At 53.6% G+C, this 15,974-nt stretch carries 9 protein-coding genes; 2 read left to right on the forward strand and 7 right to left on the reverse strand.

What is annotated here, in order from left to right:
• Positions 1–33 precede the first annotated feature (33 nt).
• The gene (ffh, locus tag F3F93_RS06480; RefSeq protein WP_176958351.1) at positions 34–1,398 is read right to left on the reverse strand and encodes a signal recognition particle protein; all 1,365 of its coding nucleotides are present in this window, start codon (positions 1,396–1,398) and stop codon (positions 34–36) included.
• Positions 1,399–1,744: 346 nt separating this feature from the next.
• On the opposite strand from ffh, the gene F3F93_RS06485 reads away from it, so the two are divergent.
• Both F3F93_RS06485 and F3F93_RS06490 read left to right on the forward strand, forming a co-directional pair.
• On the forward strand, positions 1,745–4,663 hold the full coding sequence (locus tag F3F93_RS06485) for a chemotaxis protein CheB (protein ID WP_176958352.1): 2,919 nt from the start codon (positions 1,745–1,747) through the stop codon (positions 4,661–4,663).
• A gap of 3 nt (positions 4,664–4,666) precedes the next feature.
• Positions 4,667–6,754, forward strand: a complete 2,088-nt coding sequence (locus F3F93_RS06490; protein ID WP_176958353.1) for a PAS domain-containing sensor histidine kinase — start codon at positions 4,667–4,669, stop codon at positions 6,752–6,754.
• 139 nt (positions 6,755–6,893) lie between these two features.
• Here the strand turns inward: F3F93_RS06490 and F3F93_RS06495 are convergent, their stop codons facing one another.
• From F3F93_RS06495 to moeB, 6 genes are all read right to left on the reverse strand, one after another.
• The gene (locus F3F93_RS06495; RefSeq protein ID WP_176958354.1) at positions 6,894–8,180 is read right to left on the reverse strand and encodes a GTP-binding protein; all 1,287 of its coding nucleotides are present in this window, start codon (positions 8,178–8,180) and stop codon (positions 6,894–6,896) included.
• Between the two features lie 161 nt (positions 8,181–8,341).
• A complete protein-coding gene (gene cysD / locus F3F93_RS06500; protein WP_194334992.1) occupies positions 8,342–9,265 on the reverse strand; it encodes a sulfate adenylyltransferase subunit CysD in 924 nt (307 codons plus the stop codon).
• A 9-nt stretch (positions 9,266–9,274) separates the two neighbouring features.
• Positions 9,275–9,997: a phosphoadenylyl-sulfate reductase gene (locus tag F3F93_RS06505; protein ID WP_176958355.1), complete on the reverse strand. Its 723-nt coding sequence runs from the start codon at positions 9,995–9,997 to the stop codon at positions 9,275–9,277.
• 4 nt (positions 9,998–10,001) lie between these two features.
• Positions 10,002–12,635 (reverse strand): DASS family sodium-coupled anion symporter, encoded by a 2,634-nt coding sequence (locus tag F3F93_RS06510; protein WP_176958356.1) that lies wholly within the window; start codon positions 12,633–12,635, stop codon positions 10,002–10,004.
• A gap of 20 nt (positions 12,636–12,655) precedes the next feature.
• Positions 12,656–15,001 carry a sulfurtransferase TusA family protein gene (locus F3F93_RS06515; RefSeq protein ID WP_176958357.1) on the reverse strand — a complete coding sequence of 782 codons (2,346 nt, stop codon included), beginning with the start codon at positions 14,999–15,001 and terminating at the stop codon, positions 12,656–12,658.
• A 144-nt stretch (positions 15,002–15,145) separates the two neighbouring features.
• Positions 15,146–15,967: a molybdopterin-synthase adenylyltransferase MoeB gene (moeB, locus tag F3F93_RS06520; protein WP_176958358.1), complete on the reverse strand. Its 822-nt coding sequence runs from the start codon at positions 15,965–15,967 to the stop codon at positions 15,146–15,148.
• Positions 15,968–15,974: the final 7 nt, after the last annotated feature.

The following is a 15,974-nucleotide window of genomic DNA, read 5'->3' on the forward strand; positions in this document are numbered from 1 at the left end:
TTAGTGCCCTTTGCCCCTTTGTGGTGAAAAGGACTACATCCTCGGCATGCCCGGTGGCATACCACCACCGCCACCGAATTTACCCATCATCTGAGCCAGCATGCGTTTGCCTTTGCCACCCTTCATCTTTTTCATCATGCGCTGCATCTGCATAAACTGCTTGAGCATACGATTGAGCTCAGGCACAGAGGTGCCGGAACCCATAGCGATACGGCGCTTGCGACTGCCGTTCATCAGCTTGGGATACTTGCGCTCCTTGGCTGTCATGGAATAGACCATCGCCTGCATACGCTTGACCGGTTTATCATCGATCTGATCCAGTGCCTCCTGTGGCAGCTTCATGCCCGGCATCATCTTCAGCATACCGGCCATGCCACCCATGTTCTGCATCTGGCCCAGCTGCTCGGCAAAATCATTAAGATCGAACTGCCCCTTGTTCATCCTGTCGGCGGCTTTCTGCGCCTGCTCATGATCAACAGAGGATTGAATCTTCTCAACCAGACCAACCACATCACCCTGACCGAGGATGCGCCCTGCCATACGTTGCGGATCAAACAGCTCGAAGGCATCGACCTTCTCACCGGTACCGACATAACGGATCGGCACACCAGTACTGTGGGCCACGGAGAGTGCAGCACCACCGCGCACATCGGCATCGGTTTTGGTCAGAATACAGCCGGACATATTCACCGCTGAGTGGAACTGCTCGGCAATCTGCAGGGCGGTCTGACCGGTCATGGCATCCAGTACCAGCAAGCGCTCGGTAGCACCAACGGCAGCGGCAACCTCCCTGATCTCACGCATCAGCTCATCATCAACCACCTGACGACCGGCGGTATCGAGAATCAGTACATGGTGGCCGTCACGACCGGCCTGCTTCACAGCAGATCTGGCCATGGCAGCAGCACTGTGACCCTCACCGGCGATATATTGCACATCCACCTGACCAGCCAGCACCTGCAGCTGTTCACGAGCAGCAGGACGCGTTGCATCCACAGAGGTGAGCGCCACTTTTTTACCCTGACCTACCAGCAGACGGGCAAGTTTACCCGCCGTGGTTGTTTTACCTGCACCCTGCAGACCACAGAGCAGAATAACTGAAGGAATTTTAGAGAGATCAAGATCGCGGCGCTGACCACCGAGCAGATCGGCAAGCGCATCATTCAATATTTTGATGATCACCTGACCCGGCTGCAGGCTCTTGGCCACCTCGGCGCCAAGTGCACGTTCACGCACCTCACTCATCAGGTGACGGGTAACCGGCAGCGCCACATCCGCCTCAAGCAGTGCCAGACGCATCTCACGCAGCGTTGCATCCAGATCAGCCTCGGATACACGCGCAGCTCCGCGCAGCTTGTGGGCAATATCTCCGAGCTTTTCACTTAAACGACTAAACATCTCTCTCTCCTGCTAACCCGTTATAACCGCGGCAAACGGGCTGGCCATTCTGTGTCAGTAATGTGTTGGGTCAATCCTCGGTTTTTGATTCTTTATTTATTAGCCTATAATGAGAATCACTATAACATTTCCACCAATTATCCTCATCGCTATTACATCCCTGTTTCTGATCTGGGAGCGTCTTTTCTCAGGTCGAAAGTTGCCTTATGCCTCCGGGTGGCTGCTTCCCGTCAAAACAGGCATTCGCTCGGATTCTAAAATGAAGTACAAACAGTTTGAAACCTCTTGAAAAATGGCCTAATTTTTGCTTCATTTAAACGATCAATATTGTTTGTGGGGAACCAGCATGGCGAAAAAGAGTAATACAAAGGGCGATTCCATTCCCGCAAAGAAGAATGATAGTCGGCCAACCTATTACGTAGGCATTGGTGCCTCGGCCGGTGGACTGGAGGCGATTGAAGATTTTTTCAAACAGGCGCCTGAAGATGCAGGCATGGCCTATGTTGTGATTCAGCATCTCTCACCAACCCATAAAAGTATGATGGTTGAGTTACTCTCCCGCCACACTGAGATGCCGGTACTGCGAGCTGAAGATGGCATGGATGTAGAGCGTGACACGATCTACCTGATTCCACCCAATAAGACCTTAAGTATTTTTCACGACAAGCTGTTGCTCTCGGAAGTGGATCATTCGCGTGAACTGAATCTTCCGATTGATATCTTCTTCCGCTCGCTGGCAGAGGATCAGGAGGAGAAGGCGATCGCTATTGTGCTCTCCGGCACAGGTAGTGATGGCACCCGGGGAATCCGGAATGTCAAGGAGAAGCTGGGTATGGTGATGGTGCAGGAGCCATCCTCCGCGAAATTTGATGGTATGCCGAAGAGTGCGATAGCCACCGGCCTGTGTGATTATATTCTGCCTCCTAATGAGATGCCGGGTCAGCTGATGGAGTATGCCAAGCACCCCTATGCCAGCCGCTCCAAGATATCAGAGACTGTGTTAACCGATGAGGATGGGCTGACGCGTATCTTCTATCAGTTAAGAGAGAAAACAGCTGTTGATTTTACACTCTACAAACCGAGCACGCTGGTGCGCCGCATTGAGCGTCGCATGCTGGTCAATCAGATGCATGATCTGCCAGATTATGTACGTTTTCTGGAGTCCAATCAGACCGAAGTGATGACCCTGTATAGAGAGATGCTGATTGGCGTGACAAGCTTCTTTCGCGACTCCAAAGCATATGAGCTACTGGAAAAAACATTCCTGCCTGAGTTGATTCGTAAAAAAGAGGGGCAGGAGCTGCGCATCTGGGTGGCAGGCTGTTCTACCGGCGAAGAGGCCTATTCACTGGCCATGCTCTGCCATGATTGCATTGAACGGTTGGAGATTTCAGTGAAGGTGAAAATCTTTGCCACTGATGTCGATCGCGATGCCATTATAAGGGCCGGCAACGGCGTCTATCCGGAGTCGATCGCTGCTGATGTGCCAGATCGCCTGTTGGGGAAATATTTTTATCGACATGAAGATAGCTTCCACATCATTCGCCAGATTCGTGAGATGGTGGTCTTTGCGCAGCAGAATCTGGTGAAGGATCCGCCATTTACCAATATGGATATGGTCACCTGCCGCAACCTGTTGATCTATCTGCAGCCGATTCTGCAGCGCAAGGCGCTGGAGATGTTTAACTTCTCGCTCAGGCCGGAGGGCATTCTGTTTCTCGGTGCGAGTGAAACCACCGGTGAGATGTTCGAATACTTCGAGTCACTGGATAACAAATGGAAAATCTTCCGCTCTCGCGGCAAGCGTCGCGAACGCTCACTCACCGATGCTGATTCGATGCTGTATCGCAAAACAATAACCAGCATGCCCTATTCGAGCACTCCGCTACCGCGCAGCTATTCGCAAAGATTGCAGGAGGAGGAGCGGATTCTTGATCGGCTGTTGCAGTCGATCACTGGCAGTGCCCTGACCCTGGCACTGGCGGTCAATGAGCAGATGGAGCTGCAGTATGTAGCTGGTGACACGGATGGTTTTTTCAAACTGCCGTCAGGCAAGATTGAAAACAATATCGCCAAGATGGCGGTAAAGGATCTCTCGATTCCGCTCTCTACCGGTATTCAGAAAGCCTTCGCCAAGGGTGAAGAGGTACTCTACTCCAACATCTCCATTGAGCATCGCAGTGGCCCTAAAGTGTATGATATGCGGGTAAAACAGCTGGCCAAGAAGAAGGGGCAGGCGCCACTGGTTGGCGTGTTCCTGAATGAGAACAGAAAAATTCCGGTCATAGAAGAGAATGGTGATGCCTCGCATGTTTATGATGTCAGCAAAGAGGCGCAGCAGCGTATCATCGATCTGGAGCAGTCTCTGCAGTTCCATAAAGAGAATCTGCAGGCAACAGTGGAGGAGCTGGAGACCTCCAATGAGGAGTTGCAAGCCACCAATGAGGAGCTGATGGCCAGTAACGAAGAGCTGCAGTCCACCAATGAGGAGCTGCAGTCGGTCAACGAAGAGCTCTATACGGTGAATGCTGAGTATCAGAGCAAGATTGTTGAGCTGACCGAAGCCAACAACGATCTGGAAAACCTCAACGCCAGCACCAATATCGCCACTGTGTTTCTCGATGAGAACTTTGATATTCGTAAGTTTACGCCCGCCTTTTCAACGGTGTATAAGATCATCGAATCGGATGCCGGGCGTCCATTCAGCCACCTGAGCCACTATCTGCATGCTATCGACCCCTATGAGACGGTGAAGTCTGTGGCCAGAGATGGTGAGCCGGTGGAGATGGAGGTGGAGCATGAAAACGGCAACACCTATTTTATGCGCGTACTGCCCTACTATATCGCTCCGGAAGTCTATTCGGGTGTGGTGCTCAGCTTTATTGATGTCAGCCCGCTAAAAGCCGAAAGCCATGAGCGCAAGCTGATCAACGCTGTGCTGAATGGCATGGTCGATGGGCTGGTGGTGTGCGACAGCTCTGGTGTGATCAGGCATGTGAATCCGACGGTATGTAAAATTTTCGGCTATGCGGAAAAGAATCTTCTCGGCCAGAGTGTGAATATGCTGATGTTTGAGAAAGAGGCGAATGAGCATGATGAGCATATCGCCAGGCAGATGAGTAGCGGTAAGCACGTGAATGCTTGCGGTCAGGATGTGACTGGCAGACATCAGGATGGCAGTGGCATTGATCTGCATATCACACTCTCCGAATCCTTTCTGGAGGGTAACAAATACTTTACTGCTGTGATCAGGAGACGGAATTAAAGCATGGAGGGGAAATCTCGAGAGTTTGATGCGCGCTTTTCAAGGCTAAAAGATCAGGCCGAGGAGCTGCTGCGTGAGGATCCGCAGCGGGTTCATGAAATTGATGCGGCGCATGATCTGATTCATGAGCTGCAGGTCTATCAGGCCGAGCTGGAGATTCAGAATGAGGAGTTGCGGGCAAGCCAGCAGGCGCTCGCGGCCTCGCGTGATCGTTTCTCCTACCTCTATCATGAGGCGCCGGTCGGTTATGTGTCACTGGATCGCGATGGGATAGTGCGTGAAGCCAATGCCAGGATGGCACAGATGCTAAAGGTTCAGCTCTCTAACCTGATTGGTAAGTCGTTGCAGAATTTCATCTATCCCGGTGACCGGGATATCTATTTAGGGCGATACCGCGCTTTTTACAATGCACCGGATGGCAAAGAGCTGGAGCTGCGTATGGAGTGCTCGGATAACACGGTAATGGATGTGCTGATTGAGGGGCGTTCAGCAACATTGAAGCATGAGGATATCTCCTGCGATGTGCTGGTGTTGATGGTGATCACCGATATCAGTGAAAGAGTGGCGGCAGAGGCGAACCTTCGTTTGGCCGATAAGGTGATTCAGACGGCTCAGGAGGCGGTGATTGTGACCGACAGCGCTGGCCTGATTATTAGCGTTAACCCCTGTTTTGAGAAGACCACCGGCTATCAGAAGCATGAAGTGATCGGAAAAAATCCGCGTATCCTGCAGTCCGGGCGGCAGGATAGATTTTTTTATGAACAGATGTGGCAGGAGATTGTTCATAAGGGGCAGTGGCAGGGTATTGTCTGGAATCGCAAGAAGAGTGGCGAGGAGTATGCCGAGCGACTCTCGATTAGTTGTATTCGCGATACTCGCCAACATATCACCCATTATGTTGGTGTGTTTACCGACATCACCGAGCAACTCGAGCTCGAGGAGCAGCTCAGGCAATCCCAGAAGATGGAGGCGATCGGAACGCTGGTTGGCGGCATCGCCCATGATTTTAACAATATGCTGGCCGGCATCACCGGCAACCTCTATCTGGCCAGAAAAGCCAGTGCAGACAGGCCAGAGGTTGTTGCTAAACTGGATGTGATAGAAAAGCTCAGCCTTGATGCAGCGACCATGATCTCTCAGATGCTGGTGTTTGCCCGTAAGGATCTCGTGCGGCATGACTATCTGGATTTGAATCGTCTTGTGCAGCAGTTCAGTAGTAGCGTGGCTCGGGTAACCATTCCAGAGACCATTCAACTCGATGTCCAGCTGGAATCAGAACCTATGGTTGTATTGGCCGATGCCACGCAAATCCAGCAGGTCATTCTTAACCTGTTAAGTAATGCCCGTGATGCGGTAGCTGCCATCCGACAACCTGAGATCAGCATTGAGTTGGAACGATTTATCCCCGATGAGCTATTCGAGTTGCGTAATCAACACTTTTCCAGGAGGGAGCTTGTTCGATTAACGGTGCGTGACAATGGCTGTGGCATGGATGAGGAGATACTGAAGCGCGTGTTTGAGCCGTTTTATACCACCAAAGAGGTTGGTAAAGGTACCGGACTTGGGCTCTCCATGGTGTATGGTGCAGTGCAAAGCTTTGACGGAGTGGTTGAGATTGATAGTCAGCCTGATGCTGGCACGGCAATACATATCTATCTGCCACTTCATGAGGGGAAGGTTAATGATATTGCCAGTAGTGATGAAGAGGTGCCGAGCCTTGAATCTCGTGGTGAGTTGATTCTTGTCGCTGATGATGATGCCATGGTTCGCGATGTCACCGCAGAAACCCTGAGGGGAATCGGCTATAGCGTTATTGAGGCCGAAGACGGTTCCAGATTACTGGATCTTTTTATTGAGCATCGAGATGAGATTGATCTGGTTCTGGTTGATATGGTGATGCCGAAGGTGGGCGGTTGGACGGCGGCAGAGAAGTTGCGTCGATTGCGGCCTGATATGCCTATTATATTTATGACCGGATATGATCGTGAGCATGTTCTGGATGCACATGGAGAGATGGATAATACACGCGTTCTATCCAAACCATTTCCGGCTGATCAATTAAACGCAACAGTGCGTACACTGTTGGCCTGAAAAGTAATTTAAATCTGTTTGTGGCCGAAAGTGGCCATGCAATTATACCTGATAAAAAAGTTAAGCCATATGCTGTGGGATCTATTTGGATTAGAGAGGAGGCTAAAGCCTCCTCTTTTCTTGAATCCCAATTCAATCCTTAGATAATCATACCTGCGCCAACGGTGTTGTTGGTGAAGGTGTCGATCAGGATAAAGCTGCCGGTCGTACGGTTATCCGCATAACGATCATAGTGCAGCGGCTTCATCAGCTTCAGGGTGATCTGACCGATCTCGTTCATGGCCAGCTCATCAGCATCCTCCTGATGATCGAGCGTATGGATGTCGGTTTTGAAGTCGATACTGGCTACCATCGCTTTGACACTGTTGGTGGTGTGTTTAACGATATACTTCTGGCGCTCGGTCAGTGGTTCATCACCAATCCAGCAGACATTGGCTGTCAGCTCTTTGGCATCCATCGCCTTGTCGCCAACATGGGTGATCATATCACCACGTGAGATATCGATCTCATCATGAAGCGTGATGGTGATACTCTGCGGTGCGAATGCCTCATCAAGATTACCGTCGAAAGTGACAATCTCTTTGACTGTAGAGGTGTTGCCACTCGGTACAGATACGATCTGATCTCCGACTTTAACAGTGCCTGAGGCGATCGTGCCCATGAAACCACGATAATCGGGCAGATCAGCCGTCTGCGGACGATTCACCAGCTGCACCGGCATACGGAACGGTTTATTGTCGATATCACCCAGCACAGGCAGCGTCTCCAGAGTCTCCAACAGCGTATTGCCGTCATACCAGTCCAGATTATCGCCGCGCACAGCAACCATATCACCATCAAGCGCCGACATCGGCAGACAGATCAGATTATTCACCCCCTGCTTATCACAGTAGGCCTGCATCTCTTCACGAATATTCTCATAGATCGCCTGATCAAAACCGACCAGATCCATCTTGTTCACCGCCACAATCAGGTGGGTGATGTTCAGCAGCGCCAGAATATGGGTGTGACGCTTGGTCTGCGGCATCACGCCGTTGCGGGCATCGATCAGAATGATCGCGGCACTGGCGGTAGAGGCACCGGTCACCATGTTACGGGTGTACTGCTCATGACCCGGACAGTCAGCCATGATGAACTTGCGTTTCGGGGTGGCAAAGTAGCGATAGGCCACATCAATGGTAATGCCCTGCTCACGCTCAGCCGAGAGACCGTCGGTCAGCATCGCCAGATCGATCTCGGATGCAGAAGCGATATGATGCTCCTGCCCCTTCTTCTTGCGCACGGCCAGAAGCTGATCCTCGAATGCTCCCTTGGTATCGACCAGCAGGCGCCCGATCAGTGTCGATTTACCATCGTCCACACTGCCCACTGTCACCAGTCGCAGCAGCTCGATCTCTTCAGTCATCTTAATATTCAGTTCAGTCATCTATTAAACCCCATAAAACCTTTCGCGATCTCCCTTGAAGGAGCTCCCACTCCACCCAGGATGGGTGGCGAATCAGCTCCAGCTGATTCGTGAGGCAGCTGCAAACCACGTTTTTCTGCTGCCGTTCAAGCAAAAGGGCAGGACGCCCATTTGCCTGTCAATCAAAAATATCCTTCTTTCTTTTTGTCTTCCATACTGTTGGAACCGTGATCGATGATGCGCGTTTCACGCTCCGAACGGCGTGCCGCCGCTGCCTCGATCACAATCTCATCCATATTCGTGGCATCCGAGCGCACGGCACCGGTACACGGACTGCATCCGAGCGTACGGAAACGGCTCATCACCATCTTCGGCTCCTCGCCTTCAAGCAGCTGATCCTTCATCTCTTCATAGTAAGGGATGAGCAGGTTTTTACGCTCCACCATCAGACGCTCCTTGGCAAAGTAGAGCGGCACAATCGGGATATTCTCTTCACGGATGTAGAGCCAGACATCCATCTCGGTCCAGTTGGAGATCGGGAAGACACGTACCGATTCACCCTCATGGATGCGTCCGTTATAGAGGCTCCAGAGTTCAGGTCGCTGATTCTTCGGATCCCACTGACCGAACTCGTCACGCATTGAGAAGACACGCTCTTTGGCGCGTGAACGCTCCTCATCACGCCGTGCACCACCGAAGGCGGCGTCGTACTCCCCCTCCTCCAGCGCATCAAGCAGCCCCTGGGTTTTCAGTGCACCGCAGCAACGGGCTACGCCGTGATCCTTGGGGTTCATGCCCTTGGCAATGGCTTGCTCATTGCGACGCACGATCAGATCGGCACCGACCTCTTTGCAGTAGTCATCGCGGAACTGATACATCTCCTTGAACTTAAAGCCGGTATCCACATGCAGCAGCGGGAACGGCAGCGGCGCAGGGTGAAATGCCTTGCGCGCCAGGTGCAGCAGTACGCTTGAGTCCTTACCCACCGAATAGAGCATCACGGGATTACGGAACTCCGCCACCACTTCGCGGATGATATGAATCGACTCCGCCTCCAGCGCCTTGAGCTGTGTCAGTTTATGTTCTGATATATTACTTTCAGACATTGCTATCTCCTAAATTCCTTCGCCGCCTTCAATATCGCCGGTGACCTGCTTGATACTCATGACATGCAGGCCGCACTCTGCCGCCACATCATCATTTTCCCACCACCAGCGACCGGCACGTTCATCTTCTCCAACTGTAATCGCACGTGTACAACACTCACAGCCAATCGACTGATAATGGGCATCGTGAAGCCTGTTGTACGGCAGATCATTGGCACGCACATACGCCTCCACATCATTAAGGCTCCACTCCAGCAGCGGATTATACTTTTTCAAGCCATAGACCACATCAGTCTCTATCGACTGCAGGTCAGAGCGCCCCTTGGACTGCTGGCGACGGCGGCCGGTAATCCACGCCTGTTTGCCTTCCAGTGCCCGCATCAATGGGCGTATTTTGCGGATATCACAGCACTTCTTACGAAGTTCCGGTGACTTCCTGAACAGATTCACACCATCTTCCCGCACCATCGCTTCGACTTCGTGGCAATCAGGAAAGAGAACCCTGACGCGAATGCCGTAACGGCTCTCAAAGGCGGAGATCACATCATAGGTCGCCTGCGGCAGGCGTCCGGTATCGAGTGTCATGACAGGGATTTCAAGACCGTGTTTACTGATCAGGTCCACCATCACCGAACCTTCCAGCCCCATGCTGCATGGATAGACCAGACCATCGCCATGGGCCTCTTTGGCCTGCTTCAACAGGCTTACCGCCTGTTCAACTAAAACACTCATGTTGTTACCCAATCCTCTCCAGCAGCGGCCACCAGACCGAAACTGTGATCATAAATAGTACAAATGCAGTCAGGGAGAGTAGCGCTCCGTAACGCAGCATATGTGAAGCGCGTACATATCCTGTGCCGAATATCATCGCGTTCGGCGGCGTGCCCATCGGCAGCATAAAGGCAAAGCCGGAGACTATACCTACAGCCAGTGCCGCTGTGACAGGATCGATCTGCGCAGCAGCGGCAATGGGCATGGCTACCGGCAGCACAATCGCCACGGCTGCGGCATTGCTGACCCCTTCAGTAAAAAAGAGTGTAATCAGTGCCAGCAGCGCCAATAGCGCCAACCCGGCAATGCTTTCCGGGAAAATCGACGCTGCCAGCCAGATACCTGCCCCGGTCACCGTCAACGCTTTACCGATGGCAATGGCACCACCGTACATCAGCACCACACCCCAGTTGACATGCTTCTCAACCGCACGCCAACTCACCAGACGCAGGGCAAACATGAACACGACACTGATCAGCGCAATACCTGCCAGGGAACTGGAGTGGCCGGCAGAGATCCAGGCCAGCATGGTAATCACCAGCAACACTGCCATCGCTTTGGATTTAATATCGAAATCACCCAGCTCAAGTCTGCGCAGTGAGATACGCTGACGCGCCGATGCGATATCGATACCGGCCATAGGCGTGACCCGCATCAACACGATGGCCGAAACAAACAACACTGACAGGGCTAGGGGCGCCGCTGCCAGCGTCCAGTCGGCAAACGAAAAGGTCTTGCCGGTCAGCTCTTCAGTCAGCGCCAGAGCCAGTGGCCCGCGCGCACCACCAAGCAGGGTGATCACACCACCAATAATTGCGCCCCAGGCCAGGGCAAAAAAGATAGACTGGGCATAGGCGTTGCCCGCCTTCAGGCCAAGGCTGCGCACAATCGCCCAGGCAATCGGCAGAAACAGTGCGGCTACGGCATGCTCAGGCATAAAACAGGCCATAAAGGCGGGCAGTAGCAACATCGTCAGCAGCAGTCGGCGCGCACTGGTGCCAAAGCGGTCAATGGTCAGCAGCGCCATACGCTCTGAGAGACCACTCTGCATGGCTCCTGCGGCCAGCATAAAGGCACCGAGAATGAAAAACACGGCAGGATTACCAAACAGGGCGAAGACATTGGTTGCCGGCAATACACCCAGCAGCGGCAACAATGCCAATCCCAATAGTGACGTCACTGCCTGTGGCAGCAGCTGTGTCACCCACAGCACCAGACACAGAGCGAAAACGATCAGTGCACTCCAGCCGTTCTGGCTCAGCCCCTGCGGGGCATCCATGTTTCCGGCAGCAAAGGCCAGCAGCGCAATGACAACCAGAGCCGCAAACGGCAGCGCCTCGCCAGCCAGCAGCACATGCATCGGCCTGCGATCCAGCAGGGTCTCATCACCTTCACCGTTACCGGCACGCAGATGGCGGCGCAGACCATCCATCCAGCCATCCCAGTGACGCCCTATCGAGGAGGAGACCCAGCGTTCACTGAGCATCGCTTCGCGGCCATCAAGCACCCGACTCTCCATCGGCGTTAACACACGTCCCATATGGCGCAGCCGATGTGTCGAAAAGCCTGCCGCACTGATGGCTGCATAGAGATGCAGAAACAGCTCCTCCATCTCTTCCAGCGAAGGTCCGGCTTGCGACTCCAGCGGCGTTCCCGGCAGCGGCCTGAAGGGCTGCAGCAGAGGTACAACACCATGCGCAATCAGTGCATCAATACCCTTTTTGGTAGACTCCACATCATCCAGACCAACAATCAGATGACTCACTACTGCGCCACCGCGGAAAACCTGACGGGCATGATCCAGCGCCTTCCAGATTGCGACCTGACCACCAGCCTGCTGTTTGCCGGGACAAACTTCTGCAAATCGATCTGCATTATGCACTTCCAGATTGCAGACAAAGATATCCAGGCCTGCGGCATAGAGTGCATCAATCACCGAAGTATCCTTGGGTGCAACCGTCTCCAGAGCAATCTGACGATGCCCCAGGTGACGCCTGAGCAGGGCAATGACCGGCACCAGCCGGGAGAGACCGACATCATCACCCGGTGCAAAACCGTTGTAGAGATAGACCGTATCGATCTCACGCTCTGAGAGTGCGGCGCGAACCACCTCCACCAGCTCCAGCGGATCGCGCAGCGGCGGCTCATCTTCATTGAGCATCGAGTCATACTGGCAGTATTGACAGGCCAGACTCTGACCGGCAAAAAATCCGCAGCCCATAAGCGGATGCAGCATCAGCAGGTTTTCATGCAGCGAGGCAAAGCTGCCCATGCGGGCACCGGAGCGTGTTTTGTTGCGGTAGAAGCGCGGCGCAGGCAGAACCTGCACATCCAGTGTTTCATCCCCCCAATGCAGAGAGGCATTGCCATCACTATCCTGCTGTCTGAGCTGAATCGAACTCTTCTGCGTATAGGGCTGGGCTACAGGAACGGTAGCAAAGTGACCCGATGGCAACCTGATATCGATCACCGACTCGGTCGCATTGGCCTGCGCCACCCAGTGCGATGCATCCTGCAGACCATCCGGCAGGAAGATGCCCTGACTTACCAGTGCCAGCTTACAGCGGCCCGGATTGGCAAAAGGATTCAGTGTTGTCATCGGATCAGCTGTCGCGAAATTTAGATGCTTCCGATCTTCTCAACCCGGATTTTCCACTGAGTCTCGGAGATCTGCTCTTTGGCGAGCACCTTCTGCCCCTGCTCTTCAAGCGAGAGCGGAACATTCTCAATCGGAGCACCATCATCAAGAATCACATCCAGCAGCGAACCGACAGGCATCATCGTCAGCTTGATCTTGGTTTTCACAAAGTTCATCGGACACGCCACACCGGAGAGATCAAGCAGCACAACATCGTCGGAGGTTTGAGTTGCAGCCTCTGCTGCTGCAGTTGTCTCCACCGCTTCAGGTACCGCCGCAAAACGTTTGGCAGCCAGAGCCACCCACGCGCCCTGCACCTCTTTCAATTTGGTTACTCCGGTACCGGGATCGGCCAGATCGATATTCATCAGCGCCGACTGCACAGCGTTGAGACCGGCAATCACCTCCGCATCGGCAGCGGCATTCGCAGCCAGCAGGCCAAAGACAGTGCTATCCTCTTCCGGCGCTTCACCATAAGGCACCAGATAGGCACGAGCCGCAGAGATCGATGAGCGACGCAGCGCGGTAAGCGCCTCCGCCCAGAACATCGCATCCAGATGAGCTCGGGCAATCAACAGCTCATACTCGGCTTCTGAGATCAGCGCATCCGACATCGAGAGTACCGCACCGGCACACTCACCCTTCTTGTTGCCCTTGGTGTTAAATGCCTCGTTCTCACTCCAGTCGTAGATCAGCCCTTCAACCTCTCCGGCATCAGCGGCAAACGGAGCCAATATCTCTGAGATACCCTCTTTGCCAAGGCGTGTTGCCCAGTCATGCATATTCTCTTCACCACTGCGCCCCGCTTTATAGGCATTAAGCACGGCAATACCCGCTTCCGGCGCATATTTGGCCGGCACAGGATCGGTCGCAAAGGCCAGCGGAGAGCCGGCAACGCCACTGCCACCCACGTGCAGCTGATAATGCGGCACCGCCTGACCAGCCACCTTCTTGGCCATGCCGTGGAAACCGAGATCAGCAATATGATGACGACCGCAGGAGTGCTGACAGCCGGATGCCTTCACCGTAATACCGGCCAGCGTGCTGTCCTTCTTCAGATCGGCCATCAATGGCTGCAGGGCTGCAGCAAGGCCACGGCTAGATGTAATACCAAGACGGCAGGTCTCAGTGCCGGGGCATGCCACAACATCGGAGATACCGCGTGCATATTCGGTCTGCAGGCCTGCAGCATTGAGAATAGCCACGGCGGCAGCAACCTTGTCGGCATCCACATCGCAGAGCACCATGCCCTGCTCAGTGGTTACCCGCAGCTCGTCGGTGCCCGCAGCGCGTGCGGCACTGGCCACAGCACGGCACTGATCCGGAGTCATATCACCACGGAACAGATTGAGCAGAATGGCGGATTTACCATTGTGCTGATCCACCACGCCTGAGTCAGCAAATGGCATCGCAGCAGTAGGCGTGCGCCAGTTGGCTTCAGCATACCCTGAATCATCTGCATGGGTCTTCTCGATCACTGCTCGCTGCTTCCTGTACTCCTCGATAAAACCTTCAGCACCAAGTTTCTGGGCTACATATTTCATACGTGCACGGGCACGGCGTTTGCGATCGGAGTATTTAAAGTGCATACGCATCAACGCTTCACCGACCACAAACAGCTCCGACTCTTCGATAAACTCTTCCAGCAACAGTGCGCCCATAGGCTGGGATGAGAGGCCACCGGCCGCCCACACCTGGAAACCGGCTTTGCCATCTTTGTGCGTGGCAATGAAACCGGCATCGTGCATGCCTGAGAGGCCGCAATCGCTGGCACAACCGGAGAAGGTCACCTTGAATTTACGTGGAAACTGCTGCCCCAGCGGATGGCGCAGGAAAAACTCAGCGAACTTGCGCGCATGAATGGTCACATCGGCATGTTCAGCCGGGCAGCGACCGGCCAGAAAACAGGTGGTGACATTGCGTACGGTATTACCACACGCCTCACGTGTGGTCATCCCTGCAGCATCAAGCTTGCGCAGAAATTCCGGCACATCATCAAGCGCCACAAAGTTGGCCTGAATATCCTGACGTGTGGTCACATGCGCCACCTTCTCAGGCGCCTCAGTCAGCGTGCCATCTGTTGGCATACGTCCGGCATAGCGCTCAACACACTCGGCAATGACATCCATCTGATCGGCTGTGATGCAGCCACCTGGCAGCTTGGCGCGCACCATCTGCACACCCTCCTGACGCTGACCGTAAACACCCATCTGCAGACGGAACGGTGTAAAGCGCTCTTCGGACATGCGCCCCTCTTTGAAGGCCTTGTAACCTGCTTCAAACTCATCAACATCGGATGTGTGTGCGAAATCAAATTCTGTTGCCATGTTAAAACCCCATACGTTTTGCAAACTATAAAAATGCGACCTCTGCCGCCTGTAAGTGATAGAAGTCGAGAGGCCTGATCCTTCGTATCCCCCCAGACACTCCGGATCATGCGACTCCTATCTCAAAATAATTTTCAGTCTCTCTTATTCGCCAAACTTCAATTCACAAGCCTGCTCATAGGTAACCAGTTCTGTAATGGTAGGATTCTCACCACACAGTGGGCAGGCAGGATCCTTGCGCAATTTCAGCTTCTTCCACTCCATGCGCAGTGCATCAAAGGTCATCAGTTTGCCAGCCAGCGAATCACCGATACCGAGCAGCTCTTTCACCGCTTCTACAGCCTGGATCGTGCCGACAGCACCAGCCAGCGCACCGAGGATGCCCGCTTCGGAACAGGATGGAACAAGACCTGCCGGTGGTGGCTCAGGATAGAGACAGCGATAGCATGGCGCATCTTTCTGGCTGGTCGGCTTGAAGGTTGCGACCTGACCATCAAAGCGGAACATCGCACCGGAGATCAGCGTCTTCTTCTCAAAGAAACAGGCGTCATTAACCAGGAATCGGGTCGGGAAATTATCACAACCATCGATAACCAGGTCATACTCACGAATGATCTCGCGAATATTCTCTTCGGTGACAAAGTAGTTGTAGGTATTGACCTTTACGTCCGGATTCAGTGCCTGAATCGTCTCACGCGCACTCTCCACCTTCGGCATGCCGACACGATCTTCGTTATGAATAATCTGGCGCTGCAGGTTGGAGGAGTCGACCACATCGGCATCGGCAATGCCGATGGTTCCAACACCGGCCGCCGCCAGATAGTAGGCGACGGGTGACCCCAGACCACCGGCACCGATCATAAACACCTTGGACTCAAGCAGCTTGCTCTGCCCTTCAGCGCCGACTTCCGGCAAAATGATATGGCGCGAATAGCGCTCAATCTGTTTCTCTGTAAAATCAATCATGAACTAT

Origin of the sequence: Mariprofundus sp. KV, assembly GCF_013387475.1 — a bacterium.
In the GTDB taxonomy this organism is placed as follows: domain Bacteria; phylum Pseudomonadota; class Zetaproteobacteria; order Mariprofundales; family Mariprofundaceae; genus Mariprofundus.